This window comes from Streptomyces sp. SudanB25_2051 (assembly GCF_964272635.1).
Lineage (GTDB): Bacteria > Actinomycetota > Actinomycetes > Streptomycetales > Streptomycetaceae > Streptomyces.
Genome location: NZ_OZ186787.1, coordinates 6591128 through 6607295, shown reverse-complemented (window position 1 = coordinate 6607295; position 16168 = coordinate 6591128). Strand labels below are relative to the sequence as shown.

14 protein-coding genes and 1 pseudogene are annotated in these 16168 nt (G+C 70.1%); 8 read left to right on the top strand and 7 right to left on the bottom strand.

Going from position 1 to position 16168, the window contains the following annotated elements; genetic code table 11:
• Positions 1 to 69 precede the first annotated feature (69 nt).
• Both ACSUPT_RS29045 and ACSUPT_RS29040 read left to right on the top strand, forming a co-directional pair.
• Complete coding sequence (locus tag ACSUPT_RS29045) at positions 70 to 678, top strand: NPCBM/NEW2 domain-containing protein (protein WP_436946143.1); 609 nt, start codon at positions 70 to 72, stop codon at positions 676 to 678.
• Positions 679 to 748: 70 nt separating this feature from the next.
• Positions 749 to 1699, top strand: a complete 951-nt coding sequence (locus ACSUPT_RS29040; RefSeq protein WP_436946142.1) for a hypothetical protein — start codon at positions 749 to 751, stop codon at positions 1697 to 1699.
• A 471-nt stretch (positions 1700 to 2170) separates the two neighbouring features.
• Here the strand turns inward: ACSUPT_RS29040 and ACSUPT_RS29035 are convergent, their stop codons facing one another.
• A complete protein-coding gene (locus ACSUPT_RS29035; RefSeq protein ID WP_399218500.1) occupies positions 2171 to 2614 on the bottom strand; it encodes a hypothetical protein in 444 nt (147 codons plus the stop codon).
• Positions 2615 to 3892: 1278 nt separating this feature from the next.
• Between ACSUPT_RS29035 and ACSUPT_RS29030 the strand changes: the two genes are divergently transcribed.
• Positions 3893 to 4870 (top strand): L-threonylcarbamoyladenylate synthase, encoded by a 978-nt coding sequence (locus ACSUPT_RS29030; protein ID WP_436946141.1) that lies wholly within the window; start codon positions 3893 to 3895, stop codon positions 4868 to 4870.
• A 160-nt stretch (positions 4871 to 5030) separates the two neighbouring features.
• On the opposite strand, the gene ACSUPT_RS29025 is transcribed toward ACSUPT_RS29030, so the two are convergent.
• The 4 genes and pseudogenes from ACSUPT_RS29025 to ACSUPT_RS29010 form a co-directional block, all read right to left on the bottom strand.
• Positions 5031 to 5672, bottom strand: a complete 642-nt coding sequence (locus ACSUPT_RS29025; protein ID WP_436946140.1) for a carbonic anhydrase — start codon at positions 5670 to 5672, stop codon at positions 5031 to 5033.
• A 29-nt stretch (positions 5673 to 5701) separates the two neighbouring features.
• On the bottom strand, positions 5702 to 5872 hold the full coding sequence (locus ACSUPT_RS29020) for a hypothetical protein (RefSeq protein WP_436946139.1): 171 nt from the start codon (positions 5870 to 5872) through the stop codon (positions 5702 to 5704).
• Between the two features lie 375 nt (positions 5873 to 6247).
• A complete protein-coding gene (locus ACSUPT_RS29015; RefSeq protein WP_436946138.1) occupies positions 6248 to 7810 on the bottom strand; it encodes an FAD-dependent oxidoreductase in 1563 nt (520 codons plus the stop codon).
• Between the two features lie 130 nt (positions 7811 to 7940).
• Positions 7941 to 8112 (bottom strand): annotated as a pseudogene (locus ACSUPT_RS29010) (site-specific integrase); the annotation flags it as partial.
• A gap of 802 nt (positions 8113 to 8914) precedes the next feature.
• On the opposite strand from ACSUPT_RS29010, the gene ACSUPT_RS29005 reads away from it, so the two are divergent.
• The 5 genes from ACSUPT_RS29005 to ACSUPT_RS28985 all read left to right on the top strand — a co-directional run bounded on the left by ACSUPT_RS29005 (position 8915) and on the right by ACSUPT_RS28985 (position 13725).
• A complete protein-coding gene (locus tag ACSUPT_RS29005; protein ID WP_404146202.1) occupies positions 8915 to 9622 on the top strand; it encodes a carbohydrate-binding module family 20 domain-containing protein in 708 nt (235 codons plus the stop codon).
• A 445-nt stretch (positions 9623 to 10067) separates the two neighbouring features.
• A complete protein-coding gene (locus ACSUPT_RS29000) occupies positions 10068 to 10193 on the top strand; it encodes a hypothetical protein (protein WP_399218492.1) in 126 nt (41 codons plus the stop codon).
• Positions 10194 to 11061: 868 nt separating this feature from the next.
• A complete protein-coding gene (locus ACSUPT_RS28995; protein WP_365724040.1) occupies positions 11062 to 12072 on the top strand; it encodes an aldo/keto reductase in 1011 nt (336 codons plus the stop codon).
• 42 nt (positions 12073 to 12114) lie between these two features.
• The gene (locus tag ACSUPT_RS28990; protein ID WP_351968344.1) at positions 12115 to 12534 is read left to right on the top strand and encodes an SRPBCC family protein; all 420 of its coding nucleotides are present in this window, start codon (positions 12115 to 12117) and stop codon (positions 12532 to 12534) included.
• A 201-nt stretch (positions 12535 to 12735) separates the two neighbouring features.
• Positions 12736 to 13725 (top strand): phosphotransferase family protein, encoded by a 990-nt coding sequence (locus ACSUPT_RS28985; protein WP_436946137.1) that lies wholly within the window; start codon positions 12736 to 12738, stop codon positions 13723 to 13725.
• Positions 13726 to 14734: 1009 nt separating this feature from the next.
• Here ACSUPT_RS28985 and ACSUPT_RS28980 read toward each other — a convergent pair.
• Positions 14735 to 15340, bottom strand: coding sequence for a dihydrofolate reductase family protein (locus tag ACSUPT_RS28980; RefSeq protein WP_436946136.1), 606 nt, complete (start codon positions 15338 to 15340; stop codon positions 14735 to 14737).
• Positions 15341 to 15441: 101 nt separating this feature from the next.
• Complete coding sequence (gene tpg / locus ACSUPT_RS28975) at positions 15442 to 15876, bottom strand: telomere-protecting terminal protein Tpg (RefSeq protein WP_436946283.1); 435 nt, start codon at positions 15874 to 15876, stop codon at positions 15442 to 15444.
• Positions 15877 to 16168 lie beyond the last annotated feature (292 nt).

Sequence of the window (16168 nt, the reverse complement as noted above, 5' to 3'; positions counted from 1 at the left end):
GGTCGCTGCCCGTTGCGCGTCCGGAACCGGGTCCCGCCCCCGGGTGTCGTGAACCTCTCAGGAGGACGAATGACGATCTCCGCTCGCCGTCCGGGCTGGCGCAGGGCTGTGGTCAGCTGCGTCACGACAGCTGCAGCGATGGCCATAACCGCCTCCTGCGGGGGCGGGAAACCCAGTCCTGACCAAGCCACGCGCACTGTCACCAAAACGCCCCCGACCGTGACAGTCACCGCAAGCGAGACCTCCGTGCCCACGAGCAGCCCAGCCTCACAAAGTCGGTACCTCAGTGAACTGGAGCCGCTGACGTCGACCCAAGGCGTAGACACAAGCGCAGTTGAGATCAACGGGAAAGGGTTCGCCCGGAGCGTCACGCTAACCGCCAATGCTGCAGGTCCGGTCAATTCCGCCGAATACAACCTTGGTCGCCATTGGCATACATTTACGGCCACAGTTGGATTGCGCGACGATTCCCCCACCGGGGGAACCCTTACCTTCGAGGTAGCGATCGACGGGACGCGAGAATATCGGGAGACCATCCGTCTCGGAGAATCACGAGCAGTCAGACTCGATGTCAGCGATGCCCTACGACTCAAGCTGACGGTTACCTACACCGGCCATGACGCCGGAAACGTCTACTACGGCTCCTGGGGTGACGCAGGGTTGAAAAGTAGCCGTTGAGATTGGGAGGCCGGAGGGATCCCCGCTGCCGCTGCGACGGCAGAGCCTGGTAGCAGGAAGGATGGAACCCATGATCAGAGCCCGGGTGATTTTCGCTGTGGCCATGACGATAGCGCTGTCAGGCTTTGGTTCTGCAAGCGCCTCCCCACTTCTGCCATCAGATGCGCCGGCACCTCCACAGTCGAGCGGTCAGCAGTACCAACAAGCCGATGGACTTACCCTCCTACTATTGGGAATACGGCGGGAGCCTGACACGAGCAGACCCGGATGGGATCAGGTAACAGTCGAGTTGGGAATCCGCAACAATGGCCGTACGCCACAAAGCCCTTCCGTAGTCAACTGGGGTGGCGAGTTTGCGGTTGCCGAGGGAGAAGCCGCCTACTCGTTTGAGATTGAGAACGCCGCCACCTTGGAATCAACAATGCTTCCACCGGGCTTCGCCATATGTGGGAAGCTGGAAGAGAGTAGAGCCGATGTCGTCGTCCCTACGGCTGTGGGCTACATTCCCTCCACGTTGCGCCCCGCCAAGATGAACTTCAATAGCTTCCCTCCAGTGGACCTCACCAAAAGGCCAAGTTCGTCCGGATGCGCGGCGACCCCGCCTCCTCCCAATCTACCGAAAGCCCCTGTGAAAGTCCCCCTTACAGTGGCATCCGCAACTAAGGGCGAGCTGGAGATCAAAGGATATCAGCCATTCCCAACAGCTCCCTTTGGCGGGCTAACCCGCCTCAATGCGCGAATAGAGAACCCGGACCGGTTCGGCGACTTGAACCTGCCGGACCTGATATTCTGGCTAATAGACAGGGACGGGGTCGCTCGTTACGCCTATGAAATCGAAGGCAGCGAATGGGCGAGGGAGAACTGCGAAATTAATCAACCGGGTCCCCTCACTGTGCCACCCGCAACCACGGCAAACGCCCGCGCATGCTATCCCTACAGACCAGGGGGAAAGCCATTCGTCGTGATCGTCCAGGATGGAACAGAGATCCTGTCCGTAGTACGACTTCCCGTCCCGGGGTGACGCCTACAAACCCACCCGCGGTGTCGCGCTGGCTCTCCCGGACCCGGCGGCTACCGCGCAGGCCGCTTCACGCCCGGCTCGCCAAGCTCCCTGTGCGTGCTCACGCCCGCCGACCATACCGAGCGTCAGTTCGCCACAGGCTCGCGCCCCAGAGAAGCGGCGACCACTCCGCCACTTCGCGGGCCGAGCGCGGGCTGCACGCGTACTGCTCGCCCGCGTAGGAGCCGAGCCAGCACGGCCGGCCAGCCGAGGGTGAGGGGCGGAGCGCCGAGCAGCACGCGGCACGGCACCGACCGCCTGGCAGGAGTGGCGCCAGGCGGTCGGTGCCGTGCAGGACGCGATCACGGAGGCGGCCGCAGTGGCTCGGTGAGCCGCGCTGGGCGGTTGAAACAGCGCTCCGGGCCGCCGCCAGCCGCCCACAGGACCAGACGCGTCATGATCGCTGGACATGCCTAGTGGAACAGGCAGCGCTTACGTGGGCGTTTCGATGGCCCACCTTGTCCCCGCCCAGCCGGCGTGGTCCATGAGCTGAACGGTGTCGGCACCTGGGCGGCCATCAAGCATTCGGTTCCCATGCGCCACCCCGAGGCAAGTGAATACAACGGAGTTCTCTATAGGGGAGCGCAGCCATTTAGTTCCCGTAAACGGCTCGCCGATATGTTGAACAAGTTGTACGGTGCCGGTTGCCGTATTGCCGTCGAGGTATCTTTTTTCACTGAACGATTGAACGACGTCGGCAATATCGAGCAGGTTCAGGTCCTGCAAGTTGAGAAAGGTGAACTGACCAGAACCAAGGTGGGCCATCTCCCATCGCGCACCGGGAGCGTCCCTGTTTTTCAGACTCGTCGTACCGGATTGGTAATGGCCGGCGAGATACTTGTTGGCGGCTTTGTTGTAGAGGTGCACCGTCACCATGGCGGGAATCCGTTCCTTTTGCGCTAAGGGCGGATTTCGCATCGCCCCGACGCGCTTTTGCAACCCCTCTACCCAGACTCACCCGCATGCACTAGTCGTGCAACTCGCGTGGCCCCGCCCTCCTTGCCCTCGCAGTCCTCGTTGTCCGCGGACGCATCAAACGCTGGCTGGACACCGGACCGCTGACGGCCCTGCGGCCTCGGGGCGCGGCGTACGTCGGCGTAGAGGCGGGTCCGTACGCCCGACTCGCCGGGGACTCACCGGACAGTGGCGGTGCCGGACGTCGCCCACAGCCGCTCCAGGGCATCCGTCACCGTACGGGGCGGTCGCCTCGTCGGCGGCCGCGATGCTGGGTGGTGCAGGCGCGCAGGGCGGCCTCGAAGGCCCGGCCCGCGAGCGGGTCGGGCAGGGCCTCCTCCGGCGCGCCGGCTCGGCCGCCGCCTCCTGGACGTATGCGGCGAGCTGCACCGCGAACTGATGGAGGGCGGAGGGCGGCAGGTGGTGGGCGTCGGACAGGGCGAGCATCTCCTGGACCAGGCACTCTCGGGTGGCACGGCACGGCCGACCGGGGCCGCGCCGGGGAGGCCCGCGCACACCGGCCGGGAGCTCCGGCCCGCAGGGCGGGCAGAGCGTCGGCGGCCACGGGCGGTACGGGGATGGGACGCCACCGCGCCAACGGGGATGACGCCGGACAGGGCCGTGCGCAGGCCGCGCAGCGTGGCGGCGAGGCCCGGGGCGTCGAGGCGGCCCTGCCAGGAGGTCGGCGTCTCCATGCTGGTGGCGTCGGCGAGGGCGGGCCAGGTGTCGTTGAAGGTGGACAGGTCCCAGACCGCCTCGCGCAGCCGCCGCTCGTTCTCCCGGCACCAGGCGCCGGTAGCCCGGTCGCGGGCGCGCTCGGCGCGCTGGAGCTCTGGGGTAGCGGTCGCCGTGGTAGCAGGCGGCGTCGCGCTGCAGGCGGATGTAGCGGGACTTGGCGCTGCAGCGGCTGGGATGGGAGGTGGTCGGCGATCTCCTGCCAGGACGCCTCGCGGGCGCGGGCGGCCCAGGTGAGGTCGCGCTCCGGATGTGGAGGGTGGCACGGGCCTCGTCGAGGAAAGTGAGCGCGGCGAGGACGTCACTGGCCGGCATCTCCGGTTGCTCGTGGCCCTGGACCGGCACCGGGAAACGATGGAACAGCGGCTGGCGCTAGCTGTTGATCTTGGGCAGGTCATGGGGCTGTGGCCGCGTTGACATTGATCGAGGCCGTCGCCGGTCCTTTGCTCTCCTAGGATTGCGAGGATGACGGCAAGAACCAGTGACATCGCGAAGGCGGCCGCTGTGCTGCGCGCCGGCGGCTTGGTGGCTCTCCCGACGGAGACCGTCTATGGTCTGGGCGCCAACGCCGAGGACCCCGCCGCCGTCTCGCGGATCTTTCAGGTAAAGGGACGTCCGCCTTCGCACCCGCTGATCGTCCACATCGGCGACGTTGCGGACTTGGACGACTGGGTCGAGGACGTGCCCCTGGCTGCCCGCCTGCTGGCCGAACGCTTCTGGCCGGGACCCCTCACCCTGGTCCTGCGCCGCGGTCCGCGCGTCCCGCTGGAAGCGACCGGCGGCCTGGAGACGGTCGCTGTGCGTGTGCCGGACCACCCGATCGCGCTCGCGCTGCTAGAGGTGTTCGGCGGCGGTGTCACAGCCCCGTCCGCCAACCGCTTCGGCTCGGTCAGCCCCACCACCGCGGACGACGTCCGTGCCGAGCTGGGCGACGCCGTCGACTTCGTGCTGGACGGCGGTCGCTGTGAGGTCGGCGTCGAGTCCACCATCGTCGATGTCACCGGCGAGACCCCGGCCATTCTGCGCCCCGGCGGGGTGACCCGTGAGGACCTCGAAGCGGTGCTGGGATACCCGCTCATCGTGCCGACGACCAGTCACGTCCGGGTGCCGGGACAGCATCCGTCGCACTACGCACCGAGGGCGCGGGTCGTCCTGGTCGAGCCGGAGAAGGTCGTCGCCGAGGCGGAGCTGGCGCAGGAGCTGGGGCACCGGGTGGGTGTCTTCCTTCCTACCTCGTTCACGGGGGCGCCGGTGAAGGCGCACGCCGTGGTGGCGGTCCCCGCGTCGATGGCGGCCTACGCGCGCGGCCTGTACGGGTTCCTGCGCGAACTCGACCAGGAGGGATGCGACCTCATCATCGCATCCTTGCCGGCGGAGGAGGGGCTGGGACTGGCGATCGCCAACCGGCTCCGCCGCGCCGCTGGACCCCGTACCACCGTGTGAACCACCCGGACAACCAACCGCTCGCAGGCCAGGGCTTGTGAGCATGCCGATCCCACCGGAGACGACTGCCCCAGGCCCTGACCCACGTCAGCCCGCGGCCTCGCTGGGTTGGCGCGGGCGGCGGGCTGGACTCGCGGTCGATCTGAGCGAGCGGGGGAGGTCAGGACGCGGTGGGAACCGCGACGTCGAGGCCGCGGGCGGCGACGAGCTGGGCGCTGCCGTCGGCCAGCCGGTAGGACAGTCCCACCACGGCGAGGCGGCCGGCCGCCACCCGCTCGGCCAGGACGCGGGAGCGTTCCAGTAGCAGGTCCACGGTGTGTTCGATGTGCTCGGCCAGGATCTCCTCGGCGCTCTCGCGTCCGGCGGCGCGGGCCGCCAACACGCTCGGGGTCACCCGTTCGACGACGTCCCGGACGAAGCCGCCCGGCGTCTGTCCGTTCTCCAGGGCCGAGCAGGCCGCGGCGACGGCACCGCACGAGTCGTGGCCCAGGACGACGACCAGCGGCGCGTTGAGGACGCTCACGCCGAACTCGATGGAGCCGAGGACTTCCGTCCCGGCGACGTGCCCGGCCGTGCGGACGACGAACAGGTCGCCCAGCCCGCGGTCGAAGATGATCTCGGCGGCCAGCCGGGAGTCGGAGCACCCGAACAGCACGGCGAACGGCTGCTGGGACGGTGCGATCTCGGTACGGCGGACAGCGTCCTGGTTGGGGTGCTCGGGGGTGCCGGAGACGAAGCGCTGGTTACCGGCCATGAGCAGCTCGAAGGCGCCGCGGGGCGTCGGAGTCTGGATCTCGGTCATGACGGCAGCCTACGAGCGGGCACCAGCCGTCACACCACCTGGTGCCGCCCCAGGCCGCCGGGGCGGGCCACGTCGGGCAGCCTGGTCATCACCCTCAGGCGCCGGGCGAGGGTGGTCTGGGTGCGGAGTCTCAGCGCGCGACGGTGCTGCCCCGCCTCGTACGGTGACCCGTCCAGACTCCGTTCGTCGTCCACGTCCACACAACGAGCCAGGCGCTGCCCGCGCTGTCCGCCGACCGAGGGCAGACCGGCCCTTCGCCGCAGCGGCGAAGGGCCCTTCCCGACCTGCTCGGCGGCCTACGACCGCTGCGGGATCCGGGCTCGGCCGAAGAGGTGTGACCCCGGTCCGGGTGACCGCCACCGCTGATTGTCCCGGCGGAGACGGTTGCACTGGCGACCGGCTCGTAGGGCGCCGGGAGCGGTAACACCGGTGGCGGGCGTGGCGGCGGGTGCGTAGGCGGCCGGTGAGCCCCGGGCCGCTGCTGGGCCGGGACTGGGGTGCGGACGGCCGCCACACCGGGTGGGTGCAGCGGCCGTGGGTGGGATCGGCTCGTGGTTCGGGTCAGCAGCGGCGGATCACCCCGGCGTCACTGCATCCTCTGGCACGCCGAACCACTCCTCCAGCGCTTCCGCCAGCCCGGCCGTCGGCGTCGGCGCCTTCGCCTCCGCGTCGGCTGCCCAGGCGGTGAAGCCGTCCGGGCGGACGAGGACCGCTGCCAGTTTCGGGCGGGAGGGGCAGCCGGCCGTCAGGGTGTCGACGCGGCCGGCATATCCCGCAGCCAGGTCCCGGAGCTCCGGGTCGTCGGTGAGGTCGAGCAGGAGTGCGCGGCCGCCGTGGAGGTGGTCCGCGAGGCGGTCGCCGTCGGTGAGTTCGAGGTCCGGGGCGCTGCGGCCGGTTAGCGGGTGCTCGCCCGCCAGCTCGTACTGCACTTTGCCACCGTTGAGCCGCGCGGTGAGGTACGTGGTGCCCGCGACCGTCCCCGCCAGGTCGCTGACGATCTCGCGCAGGGCCCGGGACTGCGGGTCCGGGCGCATGGCCGCGACCTGGGACCGGGTCCAGTCCAGGACCCACGCACCGACCGGGTGCCGCTCGGCGGTGTACGTGTCCAGCAGCCCTTCCGGCGCCCAGCCGGCGATCACCGCGGCGAGCTTCCAGCCGAGGTTCATCGCGTCCCCGATACCCAGGCTCAGCCCCTGGCTGCCGAACGCGGAGTGCACGTGCGCCGCGTCACCCGCCAGCAGCACCCGGCCCTTGCGGTAGTCGGTGACCTGGCGGGCGTGGTCGGTGAAGCGGGTCGCGGTCTGCACTTCGGTGATCGTGATGTCCACGCCGGAGACGCGGCGCAGCCGTGCCTGGAGGTCCTCGGTGGTGACCGGCGCGTCCCGGTCGGCCGGCGGGCCGTCGAACTCCACGGTGACGACGCGGCCCGGCATCGGCCCGTAGGCATACACCCCGGTGTCCGTGGCGGTCCAGCCGATCTTCAGATCCTCGGCGCCGGTCATCTCCGCGACTGCCTGGTGACAGGTGATCTCCGGTTCCGTACCGGGAAATGCGAACCCCGCGAGCTTGCGGACCGTGCTGCGGCCACCGTCGCACCCCACGAGCCAGCCGGCGCGTATGGCCCCGTGGCTGGTCCGCACTGTGACGGTCTCGTCGTCCGCGTCGAAGCCGGTCAGCGCCACTCCCCGGCGCACGTTGACGCCGAGCTCGTCCGCCCGCTCGCCGAGCAGCCGCTCGATGTCCTGCTGCGCGACGAAAGCGATCTCGGCGGCGGGTCCGGCATCGCTGAGGCCCGGCTCCGTACGGTCGACCAGGTCGGCACGCAGCATGATTCCGGCGAAGTGCCCGACGATCCCGAGCCCTCGGCCCGCAGCCCCGCCCGCGTCCTCGCTGTGCTGCTCGCGTATGAATGCTTGGAAGCGGTCCATCGCCTGCCGCTGCACCTCGGCCAGCGCGGGCAGCATGCCCCGGCGGTAGAGCGCCTCGGCGCTGGGCGTGGTGATCGCCCCGCCCTTGATCGTCGGGTTCACTTCGGTGAGGCGTTCCAGGACGGCCACCCGCGCGCCTCCGAGACGGAGCTCGCAGGCCAGCATCAATCCGACCGGGCCGCCTCCGGCCACCACTACGTCATAGTCCATGGCGCCGACTATGACCGAGGGTCGAAAAGGCCAAAAAGGCGCAGCGGTGTCAAGGACCCGCCCCAGGAGGAGAACGTGCAAGGAACGAGGCTCATCGGCTGCTATCGCCTGGCGCGAACAGGCTGGTCAGCTACGAGATCGCCTCGGGGGACGGCTTGAAGTAGCGGCGAAGGTTCTCCGGCCTCTTGTGCCGGGACTTCACCATCAGCAGGGAGGCGCCCTGCTCACCACGTGGGTCAGGGCGGAATGGCGGTACCCGTGCAGGTCCCAGCCGGTTCCGGCCCGCGTACGGCGGTGTGGTCGCGCGCGGCGGGGACCGGCAGGCGGTGGGCGTCGGTCAGCGTGAGTGCATCTGCTGGAACAGGCGCTCGCGGGTCGCGCGGTCAGCCTGTCGACGGGCCGCGCCGGGGAGGTCCATGCTCGCCAGCCGGGGGCTTCAGCGCGCAGAGCGGGCAGGGCGTCGGCGGCCGCCTTGAGGACCCCGCCAGCCGGGCCGCGGTACCCGCGTTGCAGCCACCCAGCTCAACGCGGCCGGGGCAGTTGACAGCGGTAGGCAGCGAGGCCCGGGCCGTTGAGGCGGCCCTGCCAGGAGGCCGGCGTCTCCATGTTGTGGCGTCGGCGCGGGCGGGCCAGGTGTCGTTGAAGGTGGACAGGTCCCCAGACCGCCTCGCGCAGCCGCCGCTCGTTCTCCCGGCACCAGGCGTCGGTGGCCCGGTCGCGGGCCCGCTCGGCGCGTGTTCACGGAACAGGGGGCGGTGGCCAGGGAGTTCCCGAAGCACCGTGAAAGATTTTGCGTCATGTTGCGCAAGGCGGGAGCAGCCCCCAGCGAGGCCTGGGCACGGTCGCGAGGTGGCCTATGGGTGATCGCCGTGCGCCCGGTCGGCCGCCGTATCCTCGACGAACAGCTTGATCGACTTCGCACCCCGCTTCCGATGGTCCGTTCAGAACTTTAAGAAAGCCGCGACGCGAGCGGGGTGCAACGGCTGAATTGCATGCACGGATGAACGCTTGAAGTGCAATCAGTCACCTGAGGACTTCAAGTTGTGTTGGGATGAGCGCGGTCGGCGGACGTGGATCCGCCGCCTCATTCATCGAAGGGATGTCATGCTCTCGATACGTCACCGCGTGCCCGCCGCCCTGCGGCCGGTGCTCGCGCTCGCCGTGCTCCTGGCCGGACTGCTCATCGGCACGGCCCCCCACGCCCAGGCGGCCGCGGCGCAGGACTCCTCCGTCACCTTCCGCGTGCAGGCCACCACGGCGGGGGAGACCCTCCTCGTCACCGGCAACGTCCCGCAGCTGGGAGCCTGGGACCCGGCCAAGGCCGTTCCCCTGGGCACCACCGCGAGTTCTTATCCGAACTGGTCGGCCGGCATCCAGCTGCCCGTCGGCGCCACCGTGCAGTACAAGTACCTCAAGCGCTCCCCCACCGGCACGGTGACGTGGGAGAGCATCCCCAACCGCACCCTGACCGTCTCGCCGAACGCGCCGGGCAACCACGACAGCTGGAACGTCAGCCCCGTCTCCGCCTCGTTCCACGCCACCGCCACCACCAACTGGGGCCAGAACCTCTACGTCGTCGGCAACCTCCCCGACCTCGGCAGCTGGGACCCGGCCAAGGCCGTCCCCCTGACCACCGGCTCCGCCTCCTACCCCCTGTGGACCGGCGCCCACCAGCTGCCGCCCAACACCACCGTGCAGTACAAGTACCTGAAGAAGAACCCCGACGGCACCGTCACCTGGGAGAACGGTGACAACCGCACCGTCGTCACCCCGCCCACCGGCACCCTGACCGTCAACGACACCTGGCGCTGACGCCCGGCGTGGGGCCGAGGGATATGTGATGGATACCCCTCGGCCCCACGCCCGCCAGTATGGCTCTCCCAACGACGTCCCCGCACGACCGTGTGTCGACGGTCTGCCTCCCGACCTGAAGCGCCTGCTCGCCTTTGCCGGTGTGGCACGCGATGTGGGTGGGGCGCATCGACCGCAAGATCGCCGCAGTCCAGCAGCGGCAGGCCGAGGAGGAGCGGGCCCGTCGGCTGCGGCCCGCGCCGCCCGACTGGGTCGCCTTTTTCGGCGGCGACTTCGAGGCGCTCCCGCGCGCCCTCGACCCGAACGTGAAGCTGACGGTCGACACCCCCGACGGGGTGGTCGTCACCCTCGGCTCCACCAAGGTCGCTGCCGGCGCCCGCATGTTCTCCGGCGAAGTCGCCCGCCATCGGCCCGTGCTGCTCAACGGCGTACCCGGCCACATGTCGTGGCGCCCCGACGGACCCTCCTCTCCGTCATCGCCTTCACCGTCCTCGAAGCCCGGATCACTGCCCTCCACATCGTCGTCGACCCGGTCGAACTCGCGTCGGTCCAACTGCCCGCCCCTGCCTGAGCTGGTCTCGTCAGAGCCTCCCCACAAAGGTGCCGGCCCTGGCAAACGGGCGCAGGATGCGACAAGGTCGAAGATGCGTCGTGGTCCGCCCCGTACACACGGGGCCGCAGGCTGTCCATCCTGGCCGCCGCATCCCGCACACCACCGCCCCTTTGGCCGACCGCAGGACCTAAGCGTTCGCGGAGTTGAGGCGCGCCGCCGTCTGTGGTTCCTGGGTGGGGCCGCGCACCGGCCGAAGTCCGTTCTGCGGCCACCGGAGGAGCGCACCGAGCACCCGTCCTCCCCTGCCCGGATCAGCAGCCGGTGGACGGTCCGCCCGTCGGGGCCTGGCGGGACTGCACGGGGCTGTACCGCCAGCGGGCGCCGTCCCGGACGTACACGGCGCGACGGTGGCGCGGCGGCCACGTCGTCACCGCGGGCTCATGCCACTGCCTGATCCGAGGTGATGCCGTGGGCGGTGATGTCCTCGCGCTCACCGATCGCGGCGAGCCGCACCGCCTCACTGTGGCGGCCCTCCCGCGCGGCCCGCGCGACGGCCTGGTGCCGGGCGCCGAACGGCAGACCAAGCGCGGGGCCGGGTCGACTCGTCCTCCTCGCGGTGGGGTGCCGGCTTGTGCAGGGGCCACCGGCTCGGTAGGGGCCGTGCCTCCTCAGCGGCGGCTGTCTGCCTTCCCCCTCCTCCTGGCCGCCGTGTCTTGACGAGCGGGAACGCCGCGATGCGGACCATGGCGCGGACGCAGGTAAGCAGCTCTTGCATTAGTCGGCGTATGCAATTAGCGTCTGCTCATGGATTAGCGCGCTTGCATCTGAATGTGCGTGCCCGTACGGGGCCTCTCGGCCCTCCCCCACCCTCGCAAAGGCACTCTCCATGTCGCTCAAGCACATCCTTCCCGGCCGTCTCGGCTTCGGCACCGCTCCGCTCGGCAACATGTTCCGCGCCATCCCTGACAACGAGGCCGCCGCCACCGTCGAGGCCGCCTGGGACCACGGCATCCGCTTCTACGACACCGCCCCCTTCTACGGCGCCGGCCTGGCCGAGGAGCGGCTCGGGGAGGTCCTCGCCGGCAAGCCGCGCGACGCGTACGTGCTGTCCACCAAGGTCGGCCGGGTCGTCCTCGATGAGCACGAGACCGACGTGCCGGACTTCGGCGAGAAGGGCGGCCTGTTCGAGCACGGCAACCCGAACAAGATCCTTCACGAGTGGACCGCCGAGGCCACCGAGCGCTCCATCGAAGGCAGCCTCAAGCGGCTGGGCACCGACCGCCTGGACATCGTCTGGGTCCACGACATCGCCCAGGACTTCCACGGCGACCTGTGGCTGCAGAAATTCGAGGAGGCCCGCACCGGTGCCTTCCGCGTCCTGTCCCGCCTCCGCGACGAGGGCGTCATCAAGGCCTGGGGCCTCGGCGTCAACAAGACCGAGCCCATCGAGCTCACCCTCGCCCTCGACGAGCCGCAGCCCGACGGCTTCCTCCTCGCCGGCCGCTACACCCTCCTCGACCACGAGCACGCCCTCACCCGGCTGCTCCCCATGGCCCAGGAGCAGAACGTCGACATGGTCGTCGGCGGCCCCTACAGCTCCGGCATCCTCGCCGGCGGCACCCACTTCGAGTACCAGCAGGCCCCCGCGGAGATCATCGAGCGCGTCGGCAGGCTCAAGGCTTTGGCGGACCAGCACGGCGTCAGCATCAAGGCCGCCGCCCTGCAGTTCTCCCTCGCCCACCCGGCCGCCGCCGCCGTCATCCCCGGCGCCACCCGGCCCAGCCGGATCGCCGAGGACACCGCCGCCCTGAACGAGAGCATCCCGGCCGCGTTCTGGACCGACCTGCGCGCCGCCGGCCTGGTCAGCCCGGCCGCCCCGCTCCCGAACCACGCCTGACCTCACACCCCCGCGCCTCCCGACCGCCTCCGGAGCACCACCATGGCTTCCACATCCGTCTCCCGCGTCGTTCCCGCCTCCCCCCAGCAGGTCTGGAGCCTGATCGGCGGCTTCGACGCCCTCCCGGACTGGCTCCCGTACATCCCCCAGAGCACCGCCCTCGAAGGCGGCCGGGTCCGCCGCCTGACCAACCCTGACGGCGACGTCATCATCGAGCGCCTGGTCGGCTTCGACGAGGCCGAGCGCCACTACAGCTACGCCATCCTCGAAGCGCCGTTCCCCGTCGACGGCTACGTCTCCACCCTCCGCGTCCACACGGTCCCCGGCCGCGACGACATCGCCGAGGTCCAGTGGTCTGGTCGCTTCAACCCCGACGGCGCCACCGAGCAGGAAGTCGTCGACCTGTTCACCGGCATCTACGCCGACGGCCTCGACGCCCTGCACAAAACCCTCGCCGCCTGACACCGACGGCCCACCCGCACGGCCCGGACACGCCCCCGCGTGCCCGGGCCGCGGTCCCTTCCCGGGCTCAATCGGAACCGGGACCGACGCATACCGCCTCGCCAGCACAGGAGTACGAGCCGACGAACCCGCCAAGGCCGCCTGATGCACTGGAAGCCGACTCGGCCCAACGGAGCACCTGAGCGGGGATAGGGTCGTCGGATGCCCCAGCTCACGGATGGTGAAGCCTTGTCAGGAACCGTGCATGAGGCCCTGGGGGCGAAGGCCCGCCTCGTCGGAGTGGACCGGTTGCGCGGTGGGAGCAAGAAGGGGGTCTACCGGGTTCACACGAGCGGATCACATGCCGCGAGCGTGATCGTCTACAGCTGGGCCGCGCAGGAGAACTTCTGGCCGACTGCGGAAGCCGTCGACCCGGCCCACCCGTTCGCCCCCGCCTCCGGGCTGGCCCCCTTCCTAGCGGCCCAGCGAAGACTGGACGGGCTCGGAGTCCGGGTTCCACGAGTCCTCCTCGCAGATGACAGCCGACGCCGCTACCCGGCGGACGTGGCAGTTGTCGAGGACGTTGCCGGCGGCACTCTGGAAGCGCTCCAGGAAAGGGATCCCGTACGAGCGTCGCATGCCTTGAGCGAGCTGGCCGCCATGCTCGACGTGATGCACCGGCAGCACAGTCAGCGCTACGGCAGGGTGGACGTGCTCGAACGGGGCGACACAGCGAGTGGCGATTCATGCGAGCGACTGGTGCTCGAACGTGCCATCAAGGACCTCGCCGAGGCAGCCGAACGCGTCCCCAGCATCGGGTCAGCCGCAGCTTCTTTGCATCATCGGCTGCAGGAACTGGCCACACGAGTGGCTCCGCGCACGCAGCACGGACTGATCCACGGCGAACTCGGGCCCGACCATGTCCTGGTCGATGACTCCGGCCACCCGGTCCTCATCGACATCGAGGGCCTGATGTTCTTCGATGTCGAGTGGGAGCATGTGTTCCTGCAGCTTCGTTTCGGTGACCAGTACCCAGTCCTGTCCCGCCCCGGACTCGATCGTGCACGGCTCGACCTCTACATGCTGGCGATGCGCCTCTCACTGGTGGCCGGCCCCCTTCGCCTGCTCGACGGGGACTTCCCGCACCGCGCTGTGATGCGGGAAATCGCCGAGCACAACGCCAAGGAAGCGCTGGCTCTGGTGGTCTCATAGCACCGCCTCCGCCACATACGCATCGCCTCTGCCGCAACCTACCTCGACGGCCAGCCGCCCCTGCCGGGCGGCCGGCCGTCCGCGTTCCCCTCGGCTCACTCGGCAGAGCCGTCATTTATCCGACCGACGGACATACGGAGACGTCGGCTGTGCCAGCAGCACGCAGTCGGCCTGGTCCAGGACGTCGTGATCACCATCGGTACGTCCCCGCAGGGCGCGGAAGCCTGCTTCCGGAAGGTCGCGGTTTTCGTGGACCTGCTGGCAGCGAAAGCTGGCGGAGCGAAACAGATCCGGACGGGGAGGATCGGACGGAGCGGGGCGGGGCAGACCGGGCGGGGTGGGGCGGGTACGGCACGAGGGCCGTCGGCGGTCCCGGACGGTGGTGGAAGCGGTGGACGCAGACCGGGCCGGGGCATCGCCACCACCACCTGCCTCGGTACGCCCTTGCACGAGGCGGTCCGGCTGCGCGAGTCCCTTGCGGGCGGGCACACCGCCGTCCCGCCGCAGCAGGACGGCGGGACGCGGCGGCCATCGGCATCAGGCGGGCCGGCCCGGGCAACGAGCAGCGGGGCGGCGGGGCAGGAGGACCGTCGGCGTCGGGTGGGGCCTGGGCGGCAACGAGCAGGGAGACGGCCGGGGCCGTCGACGTCGAGGCGGGCCGGGGCAGCGCGCACCGGCCCGCCGCTGCGGGACGGCGAGCAGCGGGACGGCGGGAACGCCGGTGGTGGGGCGGGTCGGCACCAGGACGCGGCACGGAACCGTACAGACAGTTTCACCGTCGTGCCCGACGCGGCACCCACAGGACCGCTCCCCCAGCACAGGCGGCTCCCGCCAGGCCGCCGGTGCGCGCGGGTGACAGGCGTGTGCCGCCGGACGGCATCGACTCAGCCGCGGCAACGACGACGCTGCCACCCGCCGTGCCAGTTCCCTCTCCGCACCGCTGTCAGGTCCTGCTCCGCGCCCGCCGGCACCGGACTGACGGCCCTCCAGACCGGCCTTCGGGGCCACGTCACGCAGAGACGCCGAGCGGCGGGTGCTCGAGCACGCGCGGCTTGTACTCGACCAACTGGGTCCGGCCGTCGAAGGTGCGGTGATCGATCATCTCGAGGGCGACGTCCGGATAGCCGTCGTAGATGCGTTCTGCGCCCGTGGCCCCGGTGATCACCGGGAACATCACGACGCGGAAGCGGTCGACGAGCCCAGCTCGGAGCAGGGACCGGCACAGGCTGAGGCTGCCGATCGTGCTGAGAAGCCCCGAGCCATCCGACTTCATGGCGCGGACCGCCTCGACGGCATCACCGCGGACGAGCGTGGAATTGGCCCACGCCAGCGGCTCCGCGAGCGAGGAGGAGAACACCACCTTGGACGCCTGCGTGAGCGCGTCGACGGACGCCTCCTCCTCGGGCCTGAACTCGTCCTGGCCCTCCGGGACCTCGCCCGCGGCGAAGCCGGACATCAGGCGGTAGGTATTCGCTCCCATCAAGTAGGTAGCCTCGGGCTGCTCGCCGAGCCATGCGAGGTACTCCGGGCCCTCCAGGCCCCAGAACCCGGGCCATCCCTCTCCCGATGCGTAGCCGTCGAGGGAGGTGATGAAGTCGACCAGAAGCTCCGACATGGCGGTTTCCTTTCCTGGGTGTCACGAGCTTGGACCGCGCGGGAGCCGCAAACTCATCGGCCGCCCCGTGGAGCAAGAGAAAACCCATGACGCGCAGTCGATCAGATCGGCGGAGCGCCGCCCGCGAACGGCCCGGGCCTGGCCGTCATGCTCAGCCGGGCCGAGGACAACGCCCAGGGCGCACCGAACCAGCGGGCCGGGCCGGTGGAGCGACGGTCCGCCCCGAGGTCGAGGTAGTCGATGTCGGTGGACTGCATCTCCAGGTCGTCGGCGCGGCGGCCGCCGTCCTTGAAGTAGATGTCCTGGAGTCCTTCCGCGATGATCTGCCGCAGCTGCCGCTCCCCCGTGCCCGCGCCGCGGGTGGCGAAGAGGCGCTGCGCGTACTCGGGTGGCAGATGGAGCGCCACGCGGCGTACGGGACTGTCGTCGGTGGTGCGGATGGGCGCGGTGTACTCGAACCAGGCACGGGCTGGATAGTGATGTCGCCCGTGGTGGGGGCGTGCTGGCGCCGCTGTCGGCGTACGCGGGGCTGTCAGCGCTGCCGTACGGCCGCGTCGATCCGCGCGGCCACGTCAGGTCGCGGGTGCCTGCGGGCGCCCGCAGCGGTAGCGGGGCCGCCGAGTCGGCGGTGACACCGATCTACGCCGCTGGAGCAGCTGGACCCCCGCTGCGGGAGCGGAGACATGGGGGGGTGGGATGGTGGCGTTCGGTCGCAGGCCGTGCTGGCGTAGCGCGTGGGATGGCGGTGCGAGTGGCGAGCACGCTGTGGTGGTGCGGTACACCGTGTCGGGGTCGGGTTCACGGGCGTGTGGTTGTTGCCGGGGGTAG